The 12,675-nt window shown below is 70.4% G+C and carries 15 protein-coding genes; 6 read left to right on the forward strand and 9 right to left on the reverse strand.

What is annotated here, in order from left to right; genetic code table 11:
- Window positions 1-7 precede the first annotated feature (7 nt).
- Together ACWEKR_RS23420 and ACWEKR_RS23425 are read right to left on the reverse strand one after the other, a co-directional pair.
- Window positions 8-484 (reverse strand): GNAT family N-acetyltransferase, encoded by a 477-nt coding sequence (locus ACWEKR_RS23420; protein WP_452356264.1) that lies wholly within the window; start codon window positions 482-484, stop codon window positions 8-10.
- Between the two features lie 42 nt (window positions 485-526).
- Window positions 527-1,276 carry an SDR family oxidoreductase gene (locus tag ACWEKR_RS23425; protein ID WP_452356265.1) on the reverse strand — a complete coding sequence of 250 codons (750 nt, stop codon included), beginning with the start codon at window positions 1,274-1,276 and terminating at the stop codon, window positions 527-529.
- 101 nt (window positions 1,277-1,377) lie between these two features.
- Here ACWEKR_RS23425 and ACWEKR_RS23430 point away from each other — a divergent pair, with 101 nt between their 5' ends.
- Window positions 1,378-2,265: a helix-turn-helix transcriptional regulator gene (locus ACWEKR_RS23430; RefSeq protein WP_452356266.1), complete on the forward strand. Its 888-nt coding sequence runs from the start codon at window positions 1,378-1,380 to the stop codon at window positions 2,263-2,265.
- A 30-nt stretch (window positions 2,266-2,295) separates the two neighbouring features.
- On the opposite strand, the gene ACWEKR_RS23435 is transcribed toward ACWEKR_RS23430, so the two are convergent.
- Entirely contained in the window at window positions 2,296-3,201 is a 906-nt protein-coding gene (locus ACWEKR_RS23435) for an EamA family transporter (RefSeq protein WP_452356267.1), read from the reverse strand.
- 454 nt (window positions 3,202-3,655) lie between these two features.
- On the opposite strand from ACWEKR_RS23435, the gene ACWEKR_RS23440 reads away from it, so the two are divergent.
- Both ACWEKR_RS23440 and ACWEKR_RS23445 read left to right on the forward strand, forming a co-directional pair.
- The gene (locus ACWEKR_RS23440; RefSeq protein WP_452356268.1) at window positions 3,656-4,048 is read left to right on the forward strand and encodes a hypothetical protein; all 393 of its coding nucleotides are present in this window, start codon (window positions 3,656-3,658) and stop codon (window positions 4,046-4,048) included.
- An 83-nt stretch (window positions 4,049-4,131) separates the two neighbouring features.
- Window positions 4,132-5,037, forward strand: a complete 906-nt coding sequence (locus tag ACWEKR_RS23445) for a universal stress protein (protein ID WP_452356269.1) — start codon at window positions 4,132-4,134, stop codon at window positions 5,035-5,037.
- A 3-nt stretch (window positions 5,038-5,040) separates the two neighbouring features.
- Here ACWEKR_RS23445 and ACWEKR_RS23450 read toward each other — a convergent pair whose 3' ends face one another.
- On the reverse strand, window positions 5,041-5,496 hold the full coding sequence (locus ACWEKR_RS23450; RefSeq protein ID WP_195086470.1) for a hypothetical protein: 456 nt from the start codon (window positions 5,494-5,496) through the stop codon (window positions 5,041-5,043).
- Between the two features lie 153 nt (window positions 5,497-5,649).
- Here ACWEKR_RS23450 and ACWEKR_RS23455 point away from each other — a divergent pair, with 153 nt between their 5' ends.
- Window positions 5,650-6,612 (forward strand): GlxA family transcriptional regulator, encoded by a 963-nt coding sequence (locus ACWEKR_RS23455; protein WP_452356270.1) that lies wholly within the window; start codon window positions 5,650-5,652, stop codon window positions 6,610-6,612.
- Window positions 6,613-6,706: 94 nt separating this feature from the next.
- Window positions 6,707-7,321 carry a dihydrofolate reductase family protein gene (locus tag ACWEKR_RS23460; RefSeq protein WP_452356271.1) on the forward strand — a complete coding sequence of 205 codons (615 nt, stop codon included), beginning with the start codon at window positions 6,707-6,709 and terminating at the stop codon, window positions 7,319-7,321.
- Between the two features lie 4 nt (window positions 7,322-7,325).
- Here the strand turns inward: ACWEKR_RS23460 and ACWEKR_RS23465 are convergent, their stop codons facing one another.
- On the reverse strand, window positions 7,326-7,766 hold the full coding sequence (locus ACWEKR_RS23465; protein ID WP_159847856.1) for a MarR family winged helix-turn-helix transcriptional regulator: 441 nt from the start codon (window positions 7,764-7,766) through the stop codon (window positions 7,326-7,328).
- An 81-nt stretch (window positions 7,767-7,847) separates the two neighbouring features.
- On the opposite strand from ACWEKR_RS23465, the gene ACWEKR_RS23470 reads away from it, so the two are divergent.
- Window positions 7,848-9,041, forward strand: a complete 1,194-nt coding sequence (locus ACWEKR_RS23470) for an MFS transporter (protein ID WP_452356272.1) — start codon at window positions 7,848-7,850, stop codon at window positions 9,039-9,041.
- Here the strand turns inward: ACWEKR_RS23470 and ACWEKR_RS23475 are convergent.
- From ACWEKR_RS23475 to ACWEKR_RS23490, 4 genes are all read right to left on the reverse strand, one after another.
- Window positions 9,038-9,958 (reverse strand): hypothetical protein, encoded by a 921-nt coding sequence (locus ACWEKR_RS23475; protein ID WP_452356273.1) that lies wholly within the window; start codon window positions 9,956-9,958, stop codon window positions 9,038-9,040. The two genes, ACWEKR_RS23470 and ACWEKR_RS23475, sit on opposite strands and share 4 nt — an antisense overlap.
- Window positions 9,959-10,027: 69 nt before the next feature.
- Complete coding sequence (locus ACWEKR_RS23480; protein ID WP_452356274.1) at window positions 10,028-10,543, reverse strand: ester cyclase; 516 nt, start codon at window positions 10,541-10,543, stop codon at window positions 10,028-10,030.
- Between the two features lie 534 nt (window positions 10,544-11,077).
- Entirely contained in the window at window positions 11,078-11,626 is a 549-nt protein-coding gene (locus tag ACWEKR_RS23485) for a thioredoxin family protein (RefSeq protein ID WP_452356275.1), read from the reverse strand.
- Between the two features lie 84 nt (window positions 11,627-11,710).
- Window positions 11,711-12,670: a threonine/serine dehydratase gene (locus ACWEKR_RS23490; protein ID WP_452356276.1), complete on the reverse strand. Its 960-nt coding sequence runs from the start codon at window positions 12,668-12,670 to the stop codon at window positions 11,711-11,713.
- Window positions 12,671-12,675 lie beyond the last annotated feature (5 nt).

Here is a 12,675-nt window from a genome sequence, read left to right on the forward strand (position 1 = left end):
CATCGCGTCAGAGCAGTTCGGTGTAGCGGTGGGCCGGAACCGCGACGGGCCCGGTGGGGCCGGGAGCCGCGTGCACGAACGCGCCTTCGTCGACCCGGCCTCGGTTCGCGTAGAAACGGCGGGCGCGAGTGTTACCGGCGACGACCGCGAACCACGCGCGGGCGTGGCCCTCGGCTCGCGCCCGCTCTTCCGCGGCAGCGAGCAGGAGGGCGGCCGAGCCGGTGCCACGGTGTGCGGCGGCGACATAGACCTGGTCGACCTCGTCCCGGTCGACCATGACGAAGCCCACCACCACACCGTCCACCGTGGCGACGACGGTGTCGCCGACGCGCTCGGCCGCGCGGACGTCGAACGAGCCGCGGGGACGGACGGCGAGCAGCGTGTCGAGGACGTTTGCCCAGGTGCGCGTCGCGCCGGCCGAGATGGCGGATCTCGGCGATCGCCGAGTCGTCCTCCGGCCGGGCGCGGCGCGGAACCGGGGCAACGTCCGTCATCCGCCGGACTGTCGCAGCGACCGTGCCGGGTCTCAGCCCTGCTGGGTCGGGACGACGACGAGCTCGGCGACGTTCACGTGCTCGGGTACGGCGACGGAGTAGGCGATCGCGTCGGCGATGTCGCCGGCTGTCAGAATCTCGATCGCCGTGCGCCACTGCTCCAGCCCGGCGCGCTGCTGCTCGTCCTGCATCCCGGCGCCGAGCTCGGTGCCGACGAAACCGGGTTCGATGTTCTTCACCCGGACGCCGCGAGGCCCGAACTCGGCCCGCAGATTCCGGGTCAGATGCGCGACCGCGGCCTTGGTGGCGGTGTAGACGGCGTAGCTGGGGAAGACCGTGTGCCCGCCGATCGAGCCGACCAGCACCAGATCCGCTTTACCGCCCTCGGTGGCGGCGGCCAGCAGGTCCTCGATGAAGGCCCTTCCGGTGTAGAGCAAGCCGGTGATGTTGGTGCCGACCATCTGGTCCCACTCGTCGGTGAGCGCCGACTCGAACGGCGCGGCGAGCATGACGCCCGCGTTCGCTACGACGAGGTCGACGCGGCCGAACGCCGCCCGCACCGTGGCGGCGGCGTCGCGCAGGGACAGCTGATCGCCGACGTCGGCGACCACCGCGAGCGCGTCCGCGCCGATCTCGGCGGCGAGTTCCTCGATGCGATCCTTACGCCTGCCCAGCAGGGCGACCTTCGCGCCCTCGTCTGCCAGCCGCCGCGCGGTGGCGGCGCCGATTCCACTCGATGCTCCGGTGACGACCGCGACGCGGCCGGTGAGGTTGTTCGTCATGTCCACTACCTTCCGGCCCGGCGGGCGCGCCTGACAGGCTGCGGACTTCCTGGTAGTCGCGGGGCCACCCAGGGCGGGCGCGGCTCACCTACGCTCGATTCATGGATTCCGACAATCGACTGGGCGCCTTCCTGCGCGCGCGCCGCGAGCTGGTCCGACCGGAGGATTTCGGGATGTCGGGCGGCGGCCAGCGGCGGGTGGCGGGGCTGCGCCGGGAGGAGATCGCCTTGCTCGCCGGGGTGAGCGCCGACTATTACGTGCGGCTGGAGCAAGGACGCGACCGGCACCCCTCCGAGCAGGTCATCGCGTCGCTGGCGCGGGTGTTCGCGCTGGACGAGGAGGGTACGGCGCATCTGCGGGAACTGGCCCGGCCGACGGTCAAGCGATCGAGGGCTCCACGCAGGCCCGAACGCGTCGCCCCGGGGTTGCTGCGCCTGATGGACGCCTGGCCGCACACTCCGGCGCTGGTGCTGGGCCGATACCTGGACGTGCTGGCCGCGAATACCTTGGCGGTCGCCGTCAACTCGTGCTCTGTCCCGGGAGTCAATCAGGTGCGGATGGTGTTCCTCGATCCCGAGGCGCGCGACGTCTACCAGGATTGGCCGACCATCGCGGCGGACACCGCCGCCAGCTTGCGCGCGACCGCGGGCACGGACCTGGATGATCCCCGCTTGACCGACCTGGTCGGGGAGCTGTCGCTGAAGAGCGAGGAGTTCCGGCAGCTGTGGGCGCGCCACGACGTGCGGGTGAAGACCGCCGGTGTCAAACAGTTCCGCAACCCCATCGTCGGGGACCTCACGCTGTCCTACGAGACGTTCAGCGTCAACGGCGCGCCGGGGCAGATGCTCATCGCCTACCACGCGGAACCGGGCTCGCCCTCGGAGCGGTCTCTGGCCCTGCTCGGCAGCTTGATCGCGGACGATCCCGCGACCACCGAGGAACAGCGCCGTGATGCCGGGCAACCGGGCGCGTCTCGGCGGAAGGGCTGAGCGCGGAGGAGTCGCGCGGCGCGCGCCGACTCAATCCTTCGCTTCGGTCCGTGTGGCGCCTGCCGATGCCGCGACCACACACGCCACGCCCGCCCATTGCCCGAGATTCATGACCTGACCCAGGACGGCCAGGCCCGCGATCGCGGCGACCGCGGGCTCCAAGCTCATCAGCACACCGAAGACGCGGGGCGGAATCCGCCGCAGCGCTTCCAGTTCCACCGAATACGGCAGCACCGACGACAGCATGGCCACCGCGAATCCGGCGGCGAGCACGGTCGGCTCCAGCAGCGCCGCCCCGGCGTCGACGATGCCGACCGGCAGCATGACCAGTCCGCCGAACGCCATGGCCAGCGCGAGTCCGCCGCCGCCACTGGTCTGTTCGCCGAGCGCGGCGCTGAGCAGGATGTAGCCCGCCCAGCATGCCGCCGCGGCGAGCGCGAACAGCACACCGGCCCAGTTCACGTCGCCGTCCGCCCGAGTCAGCAGCAGCACGCCCGCGCCTGCGAGCAGCGCCCACAGCGGGTCGATCCAGCGGCGGGATCCGGCCAGCGCGACGGTCAGCGGTCCGAGGAACTCGATGGTCACCGCCATCCCGAGCGGAATCCGGTCGATCGCCTCGTAGAACGAGAGGTTCATCAGCGCGAGCACCGCCCCGTACCCGAGCACGACCGGCAGGGCGCCGCGCGCCACCCGGAGCGAGGATCGCCAGATCACCAGCAGGACGATTCCGGCGAAGACCAGCCGCAGCGTGACCGCCCCGGCCGCGCCGGTCACCGCGAACAGCTGCTTCGCCACCGCGGCGCCCACTTGCACGCTGACGATGCCCGCCAGCACCAGCGCCGTCGGCGGCACGCCACCGAGCCCCTGAGCGACGGCCGAACGCCAGACCGACACCGGCCTCGCTGCGCGCACCATCCGCTCGAAGTCGATCGCCACCACGTCGCACCTCCGTCGTTTCGGAAAGACCTTCGGACACACAATCACGCCGGGCCGACATGACCTTTCGGCGGCGCGGTATCGATGTCGACAGACGGCAGAGCGGGCGTCGGATCGAGCGCGAACAGTCCGGGGTCGGGCCGCCGGGAAACCGGCCCGCAGCGGGTGGGTGCCCGGTCCCGGGAGGTTGCCGCGTCCTTCGGACAGGGATCATGAGGTCGACGGGTGAGCGGCGGTCGTGCGGGCGCGACCGTCATCGCCGGGGATTCACGCCCAGCGGTGCGGCGGTGACCCCGGACGCCGGTGCCGAAACCGGACCGAGGCGGCGGTCCGATCGAGATTCGGCGGTTCGCACCCCGCCGAAGGCGCGGGGGAGTGAGTATCTAGTTATCGCGCCGGTGCGCGGCCGGCGTCCGTTCGACGAAGAGCGACTCACGAGCGATAGGACCACCGCATGCGAAAACGAGTGGCCGCTGTGGCGGCGGCGATCGGAGCCGGCGCGGCGGTCGCATCGGCCGGCGCGGCCGGCGCCACGGTGACCCAGGTAGGGATGTATCCCGGGATCAACTTCGGCTTGGTGACGAACTACGGGACGGGTTGCACCTACACCGCGCGCGCCACCGTCACCGACACTGTCGCCCCGGTGACGTTCTACGACAACGGTGTTCCATTCGGGGTGGTCCGCCCGTCCGGCGGAGTCGCGTTGATCGACTGGGTGCCCGCCACGCCGGGGCCGCACACGGTCAGCGCGGTGCAGGAGCCGGTCGCGCCTTACGTGGCGGGTATCGACCTCCGGGTCGGCGAAGGCGTCCATCTGGGCTACGCGTGTGTCGTCCTGGGCGGTTGACGCCGACGGTCGCCGGTCCGCGGCGCCGGTAGTGTCGAATCGGCGGCGCTGAGCTCGATCTTTTCGGCAGGGAAGGAGTCGGCATGCGAAGCAACGGGCCGATCGTGGTCGGTGTGGACGGGTCCGCCGGTTCGGGGGCTGCGGTCGCGTGGGCAGCGCAGGCCGCCGCGCAGCATCGGGCTCCGCTGCGCCTCGTGCACGTGCTGGACCCGGTCGCCGACTACGGACCCGGCGTCACCGAACCGCTCACCAGCACCGATTACGCCCGGTTGGAGACGCACGGTCGCTGGGTGCTGGACACCGCGGCCGAGGAGGCGCGTATCGCGGTCCGGGCACTGCGGGACATCGAGATCAGCACCGAGCTGGTGCACGAGCCGGTCGGTCCGGCGCTGCTGGACCGGACCGGCGCGGCGCGGATGATGGTGGTCGGCACCCGCGAGCGCGGGACCGTGCGGCGCGCTCTGCTGGGATCGGTCAGTGCCGCACTGGCGCGGCGCGCCCGCTGCCCTATGGTCGTGGTCCGGGAAGGCGCGCCGCTCACCGCGGACGCCAGGAAGCGACTGATCGTCGTCGGGGTGGACGGCACGCAGATCAGCGAACCCGCCATCGAAGCGGCGCTGCACGAGGCTTCTGCGCGAGGCGCGCCGCTGCTGGCCCTGCATGTCTGGACCGGTGTCGAAATGCCCTCCGTGAGCGCCGAACTCGCGGTGGATACCGAGAAGCAGATCGTGCTCGCGGAAAGTCTCGCCGGATGGCAGGAGCGCTTTCCCGATGTCGAGATCCGGCGCGAGATTGTGACCGACCGGCCCGAGCGCTGTCTGCTCGAACGCTCCGGCCAGGCTCAGCTGCTGGTGGTCGGCAGCCGGGGCCGGGGCGGTTTCGCCGGCATGCTGTTCGGCTCGACCAGCCAGGCACTGCTGCTGTCGGTGGCGTGCCCGATCATGGTCGTTCGCGATGTCTCGATGGCGGTCCGCTACCTGCCGGATTGAGCATCACGCTCCCGTCGTGGAACCCGGCCGGACGATCATCAGGATGGTGACCGCCGCCCACAGCAGGTTGAACACTCCCGTGTCCATGGCCAGGCGGCGGATCAGCGCCGGGGTGGTCTCCGTCAGGTCGGCGAGGATCTTCTGTTGGCCGGGCAGCACGAGCAAAGCGAGCACGCCCGCCGCGGCCGCGGTCAATCCGATCGACACCACCAGCCAGACGTCGCCGAGCACGCCCAGGCTCAGCGCGGTGAGCAGGCCGAAGGCCGGGACCACGACGCCGAGCAGGGCATAGACCCGGCAGATGCGATGCAACGTGCCGAGGACGGCGGGGTCGTGGCCGGTCGCGGGGGCGGCGAGGGCGCGGCGGGTGGTGGCGGGAAACATGCTGGCCGCCACCGTCACCGGGCCGACGGCGATGATCACGGCGAGCACGTGGACCGAGAGCAGGAACTTCGTCACGGCGGTCGACACTAACGACGGAGGCGTGCCGACGGAATTGGCGAAAGTGCCATATACCGTTTGATTCCCGCCAAGACGGTGAACAGCGGCTACATCATGAACAGCCAGATGATGCTGCTTGGCTGGAATCGACCGGATGTCTACCCTATTGCCATGCACACCGTGGTCGTCCTCGCGCTGGACCAGGTGGTGGCGTTCGATCTGGCCACGCCGGTGGAGGTGTTCGGGCGGACCTGTCTGCCCGACGGCAGGCCCGCCTATCGCGTGCTGGTCTGCGCGGGCACACCGGCGGTCGACGCCGGGGTGTTCACGATGCGCGCGCCGCGCGGGCTCGAAGCACTGGCCGAAGCCGACACGATCGTGGTACCAGGCTGCGCCGACCCGACCGCGCCGGCGCCGGACGAGGTGGTCGACGCGCTCCGCCGGGCCGCGGCCGCGGGCACCCGTATCGCGTCCATCTGTTCCGGCGCCTTCATCCTGGCGGCGACCGGTTTGCTCGACGGTCACCGCGCGACGACGCACTGGCTCGCCGCCGCCGAACTCGCGGCCCGCTATCCGGAGGTCGAGGTCGACCCCGACGTGCTGTACGTGGACAACGGCGCCCTGCTCACCTCGGCGGGCGCCGCGGCCGGGATCGACCTGTGCCTGCACATGGTCCGCCGGGACTACGGATCGGCGGTCGCGGCCGATGCGGCGAGGAAGTCGGTCGTCCCCTTGGAGCGGGAAGGCGGGCAGGCGCAATTCATCGTGCACGACCTGCCGCCGACGCCGCGCGGCTCCGCGCTGGAGCCGGTGCTGCGGTGGATCCAGGACAACTCCGCACGGGATCTCTCCCTCGATGACATCGCCGCCCACGCCGGGATGAGCACCCGCACGCTCAACCGGAGGTTTCGCGAGCAGACCGGAACCACACCCTTGCAGTGGCTGCTACGCGCGCGGATCCGGCAGGCCCAGCATCTGCTCGAAGCCACCAGCCACTCGGTCGACCGGATAGCGGGGCAGGTCGGTTTCGGGTCGCCCACCGCGTTCCGCGACCGCTTCAAGCGAGTGGTCGGGACGAGTCCGCACAGCTACCGAGCGGCTTTCCACGGCTCCGGCCGGAATCGGCTCGGCTAGCGCGGGGGCGCGCCGGGCCGGCCGATGAATTCTCGTGGGTCGCTCCGTCGTATCAAGCGACAACCCCGCGAACACCGATCCAGGAGCCACGCGCATGAGGAAAATCACCGCCGGTCTGTTCATCGCCCTCGACGGCGTCGTCGAGGACCCGCAGGACTGGCATTTCCCCTACTTCGACGATGCCATGGGCGCGGCGGTCGACGCCCAGCTCGGAACCGCCGACACCCTGTTGCTCGGCCGCAGAACCTATGACAGTTTCGCGGGCGCGTGGCCGGAGCGCGAAGCGGCGGGCGGTCCGGACGCGGCGTTCGCGAAGAAACTGGGCGACGCGCGCAAGATCGTGGTGACCCGCGGGCACCGCGACTTCTCCTGGCGCAACACCGAAGTCCTCGACGGCGACCTGATCGAGGCCGTGACGGCGTTGAAGAATCAGCCGGGCGGCGACATCGGCATGAGCGGTTCGGTCTCGGTCGTCCGTCAGCTGCTGGCCGCCGGGCTGTTGGACGAACTGCACTTGCTGGTGCACCCGATCGCGGTCGGTAGGGGGGAGCGCCTGTTCGAAGACGGCGCATCCACGATCCCGCTGCGCCTGCTGTCCTCGGAGACCTTCGACACCGGCGTGTTGCATCTGGTCTATGCCCGGGACGAGGCCGCGCTCACCGGAAGCTATGCGGACGCGAAAGTCCATCTGCCCCGAAATCTTCAGTAGGGGGTCAGCTCTGGGAGTCCGCGGCCATGGTGAGCAAGAGGTCGCGCAGTGTCTGTTGCTGAGCGTCGGTCAGCGAGGTCAGGGGTGAGTTCGCGCCGAGCAATTCCACGGCGTCTTCGCGCCGTCGCAGGCCGGTCGGTGTCAGCACGATCTGTTTGGCGCGCCGGTCGGTGGGATGTGGCTCGCGGCGGATCAAGCCCTGCTGTTCCAGCCGGTCCAGCACGAAGGTCGCGTTGGACGGCTCGCACGACATCCGCGCCGCCAGTTCCCTGGCGGTGATCGGCTCGGACAACTCGCGCAAGGCGATCACCTGCGACGGGGTGAGCTCGAGCTGCTCGGCGACGCGGCGGACATGCACGTCGAGCCGGTGAGTGAACCGATGGACCAGCTTGCACACGTCGCGGTCGAGTTCGGTGTCCACCACGGGGTTCGGCTGCCGCGTCATTGCTCCGAGTCTAGCGCTTTGATTCGAACTGTGATAGTTCTAGCTGAAATCATTTCAGTTCGAATCACATGGAGGCGTGTGATGCGGTCCGCGGTGTTCTCTCTCATGTTCGTGGCGTTCTGCCTGACCACCGGCGAGTTCGTGATCGCGGGCATCCTGCCCGAGGTCGCGGACGGCTTGGGCGTCTCGGTGGGCGCGGCGGGTGCGCTGGTGACGGCCTATGCCGTGGGCATGATCGGCGGTGGACCGGTGGTCACGGTGCTGACCGCCCGAGTGGCGCGCAAGCCTTTGGTCATCGGATTGATGCTGGTGTCGATGCTGGCGAATCTGGGCTCGGCGCTCGCGCCGAATTATGTTGTGCTGCTGGCGACCCGGTGCGCGGCGGGCTCTGTGGTCGCCACCTTCTTCGCGGTCGCGATCGCTACCGCCGTGTCGACCGCGCAGCCGGGCTCCGAAGCGGCGGCGGTGGCGCGGGTGGCTCTCGGGATGAACCTGGGCATCGTGCTCGGTACTCCACTCGGCGCGGCCATCGGCCAAAGTCTGAGCTGGCGAGCTACTTTCGCGACCGTGGCGTTGTGCGTGGCGGCGGCGCTTCCGCTGGTGCTGCGGTTCATGCCGGACATGCCGGGATCGGCGGCGGGCTCGATCACCGGGGAGCTGCGCGTGTTCACCGATCGCGCTGTGCTCTGGGCCTTGACGCTCACCGCCGTCGGGAACCTCGGCGGCGTCATGGTGTTCACCTACATCGCACCGCTGCTCACCGAGGTCGGCGGGTTTCCCGCGGCCGCGGTGCCCGTCCTGCTCTTGGTCTACGGTCTCGGCGCGGTGGTCGGCAACCAGCTCGGCGGCAAGCTCGCCGACCGGGCGTTGCTGCCTTCGGTGACCGCGTTGCTGGCCGCGCTCGCCGTTGTGCTCGTGCTGCTCCGGCTGGCCGGTGACGTCCGGATCCTCGTGGTGCCGTTGATCTTCCTGTTCGGCGCGCTCGCCTTCGCGATCATCCCCGGTATGCAGGCCAGGGTGATCGCGGCGGCGACGGCGGCTCCGACCCTGGCCGTCGCGGTGAACGCGTCGGGCTATCAGCTCGCCGCGGCGGGCGCGGGGCGGATCGGCGGCGCGGTTCTCGGCGACGGGGCGGGTCTGTCGTCGCTCTATCCGGTCGGTGCGGCGCTCACCGGACTCGGAGTCGCACTGGCGGCCTGTCTGCTGTGGCGCGACCGCCGGATTCGAGTGAACGCGCAGAAGCGCTCTCGCGCGGAGGAACTCGACAAAATCTAATATCCGAGCGCTTTCGCGACGATGCCCCCGGTCACCGCTTTGGTGAGGTAACCGGTGGAGTCGTGCGGCGCCGCGCCGTTGTCGAAGTGCTGCTCGGTGACCGGAACGACGGCACTGCCGGGATAGGGCGGAAAAAACGGAGTGAGGTCCAGGTGCGCCGCCACGAGGTCGTCCTCGTCGACCAGGTTGTGCCAGTTCGTCACGGATTTCGGCACGCTGCTCGGCTGGGGCCGCAGCCGGTCGTACACGACCGTGCGCAAGCCTAGCGGCGAGCCCATGGTCAGCAGGGTCACCGGGTGGTCGGTGCGGTGCAGCGCCTCGTAGGCCACCACGCTGCCGAGGGAGTGCGCGATGATCAAGCGAGTGTCCGGACCGATCTGGTCGAGCACCTGCCGCTGGGCGTACTCCCGCACCTCGTCCTCGGTGAAGTACCGGGCGACCTGGGACAGCGCGCCGATGACGAACTTCTGCGCCAACCCGAAACCGAACGGCGCGAACCAGCGCAACCGCATCAGCGCGTTGAGCGCGGGGCGAAGTCGCGCGTGGACTCCCTGCGCCACCGAGTCCGGCGGTGGCGCAGTGCCGAGCCTGCGGGCCGTCGCGCGGTCACGCTCGTCACCGGCGTGCGCGGCGGCCGTCGCGAGCCATTCGGCGGCCAGTTGCTCCATCAGGTCGAGCTGGGTCTCGTCGAGTTCGGTCCCGGTACCTTGGGCGCCCTCGACCAGGAAGCGATTGCCGTAGAAGGCCATTCGGGTGGACAAATCGCCCGGAGTGCCGTTGCGCCACAAGCGGTCCGCGAGTTCCGGCGCGCCGTGGTTGCGGACGCCCCCCGCGAGGCCGGGCAGCCAGCGCGCCTCCAATGTGTCGGCCGATTGCTGTTCCTGCGCGATGCCGTGCACGAGGACGATCGTCGCCAACGTCCCACCCCTTTCGATCCCCGGTTTCGGGAACAGTGTGCCCCATCGGGGCCGCCTCGGCAGCGTGGATCACCGTCCGGGACGGCTTCGCGTGCGGATCGCTTTGCCGAGTGGGGCAATCGAATTCGCGAGTCCGAACAGCACACGCTCGGCGACCGAGTGCTGCGGCGGCAGGACGGCGAGCTGCCGGGCGAGGTCGAGCCCGTTGACGATCGCGGTGTTCGACTCGATCAACCCGTCGCGCACGACGAACACATCGGTGCCGAGCAGGTCGAGGCGCCTGCCGTTCGGCGCCAGTCCGATCAGCATGGCGGTGCCGTCGAACCGGCCCCGCATCCGCCAGTGCACCACGGCGCGTTCGTTCTGCGCCGTGACCGAGAGGATGTCCACGGCCAGGTCGGGAACCGCGGCGTGCACGTCGCGGAAGAAGGCCACGATCTCGTCCGGAGCGCGCAAGTCGGCGACGCCGACGAACACATCGACGGCACCTGGCCGCCAGCAGTCGGCGACGGTCTGCCAGTCTTGCCCGCCGATCGCCTCGACATAACGACGCGCGACCGCGCCCGGGTCGCCTGGGTTGGTCACCGATAGTCCTTTCGTCGTTGCGCGGCGGCGGTTGCTCCACTGCGCCCATCATGGCGCGCCCGGCGGCGATCGACACACGTCCCGGGTGGCCCCGGCGCGGCGGCCGCCTCCGTCGACGACGCGCTACCGGCCTGGCTGCGCCGAGCCCATCGCGACACCCTCTGGACGACGTCGGTCTGCACGGGTTCGCTGGTGCCGGCCGCGGCCGGACTGTTGCACGGACGCCCCGGCGCAGTCCGCTTTGCGGGCACTCGGAGCGGACGCCCGCGCGGACGAGCGGGTCGTGCGCGACGGAAAGATTCTCACGGCAGCAGGAGTCTCCGCGGGCATCGATCTGGCGTTGTGGCTGGTCGGAGAGATGTTCGGCGCGCAGCAGGCGCAAACCGCGTGCCGTGTGGCCGGCAGCCACCGCTCAGCAGGCCAGGACCGTGCTCGAACCGGGCGATGTCGGGGAGTGCGCACGGCTGTCGGCGGCGGTGCCGCAGCTGGCGCGGCGCAGCGCGATCCGTCGCGTGCGGGAACGGGGCAAAGGTCTCAGGCGTCCCGCCACTTGATCGAGCAACCCATGCTCGGCCGGTGCGGTTCGGGGGCGGGTCCACCCGCCAGCACGGCTTCGACGGCCGTGCGCAAGTCCTCTCCGGTCAGGGGTTTCCCGTTCCCGGGGGTGGATTCGTCGAACGCGCCGCGGTAGGCGAGTCGAAGATCCGCGTCGTAGAGGAAGAAATCAGGAGTGCACGCGGCACGGAAGGCGCGCCCGACGTGCTGTTGCTCGTCGACGAGATAGGGGAAGGTCCAGCCTGCGCGGATCGCTTGGTCGCGCAGCCGCAGCGGGGCGTCGTCCGGATAAGCGGTGGCGTCGTTGGTGCAGATCGCCACGGTCGGCATGGACGGCAGCGAATCGACCAGCTCGCCGAGCGCGGCCTCGATGTGCTTGACGTAGGGGCAGTGGTTGCAGGCGAAGACGACCAGCAGACCGGGCCCGTCCGCGAAGTCGTCCCGGGAGTAGATCCGCTGGTCGAGGTCGGGAAGAGAAAAGTCGGGTAGCGGTGTGCCGATGGGAACCATGTGTGAGGTATGCGCCATGGTGTGCCTTCCGTCGGGATCGCACAGGACAGCGGGAGCCTAACCCCGCGTCGTCCGATTCGTCGGAAATACGCCGATGAACCGTCAGTCGGCGTGGCGGCTGTCCCAGTCGGCCAGATCCGACGGATCGGTGTTCGCTCCGCACAGCACCACGCACACCCGTTCACCTGCGTCGGGACGGAACGCGGGCTCGTCGCCGAGGATCGCCGCGAGTGCGGTCGCCGCGCCGTGCTCGACGGCGATCCGCCGCCGCGCCCACAGCGCGCCGCGCGCCGCCACGATCGCGGCATCATCGACCAGCACGGACTTCACGTCGTACTGCCGCGCCGCCGTCAGCGCCATCTCCGACGCCCGCCGGGCGCCGAGCGAGTCCGCGGCGACCGAGTCGACCTCCACGTCCACCACCTCTCCGGCCGCGATCGCGGCATGCAGCGCACGGCACCGGGTGGGCTCCACGGCGACGGTCCGGACGCCGTAGTGCTCCGCCGTGGTGGCCACACCCGAGAACAGCCCGCCGCCGCCGACCGCGACCACGACGGTGTCGAGATCCGGAATCCGCGCGTGGACCTCCGTCATGAGCGTGCCTGCTCCCGCGGCGATGAGCGGGTTGTCGTAAGCGTGGGAGAGCAGGGCGCCGGTGGCGTCGGCGAAGTCGCGACTGGCCGCGAGCGCGTCCGCGTACTGCGTGCCCACCAGGCGGACGTCGGCGCCGTAGGAGGTGAGCCGGTCCACTTTCACCCTGGGGGCGGTGGCAGGCAGAAACACCGTGGCGGGGACCCCCTCACTGCGGGCCGCCCACGCGCAGGCCAGACCGGCGTTGCCGCCCGAGGCGATCGTCACGCCCACCTCCGGGAGCGTGCCGTTCTCCCGGTGCGTGCGTAAGAAGTTCACCGCCCCGCGTGCCTTGAAGCTTCCGGTGTGCTGCAGGAATTCCAGTGCGAACCACAAATGGCCCGTATGGTCGGCCTGCGCCACGGTCACCGGCCGGACCAGGCCGCGCACTCGCTCGGCGGCGGCCTTCACGTCGCTGTGGGTCAGTTCCATCGACT

The sequence above is a fragment of the Nocardia sp. NPDC004573 genome, assembly GCF_053602135.1.

Coding starts and splice junctions, on each gene's coding strand:
- ACWEKR_RS23425 (WP_452356265.1), bottom strand. CDS start 1,276: ATGACGAACAACCTCACCGGCCGCGTCGCGGTCGTCACCGGAGCATCG.
- ACWEKR_RS23430 (WP_452356266.1), top strand. CDS start 1,378: ATGGATTCCGACAATCGACTGGGCGCCTTCCTGCGCGCGCGCCGCGAG.
- ACWEKR_RS23440 (WP_452356268.1), top strand. CDS start 3,656: ATGCGAAAACGAGTGGCCGCTGTGGCGGCGGCGATCGGAGCCGGCGCG.
- ACWEKR_RS23445 (WP_452356269.1), top strand. CDS start 4,132: ATGCGAAGCAACGGGCCGATCGTGGTCGGTGTGGACGGGTCCGCCGGT.
- ACWEKR_RS23455 (WP_452356270.1), top strand. CDS start 5,650: ATGCACACCGTGGTCGTCCTCGCGCTGGACCAGGTGGTGGCGTTCGAT.
- ACWEKR_RS23460 (WP_452356271.1), top strand. CDS start 6,707: ATGAGGAAAATCACCGCCGGTCTGTTCATCGCCCTCGACGGCGTCGTC.
- ACWEKR_RS23465 (WP_159847856.1), bottom strand. CDS start 7,766: ATGACGCGGCAGCCGAACCCCGTGGTGGACACCGAACTCGACCGCGAC.
- ACWEKR_RS23470 (WP_452356272.1), top strand. CDS start 7,848: ATGCGGTCCGCGGTGTTCTCTCTCATGTTCGTGGCGTTCTGCCTGACC.
- ACWEKR_RS23485 (WP_452356275.1), bottom strand. CDS start 11,626: ATGGCGCATACCTCACACATGGTTCCCATCGGCACACCGCTACCCGAC.
- ACWEKR_RS23490 (WP_452356276.1), bottom strand. CDS start 12,670: ATGGAACTGACCCACAGCGACGTGAAGGCCGCCGCCGAGCGAGTGCGC.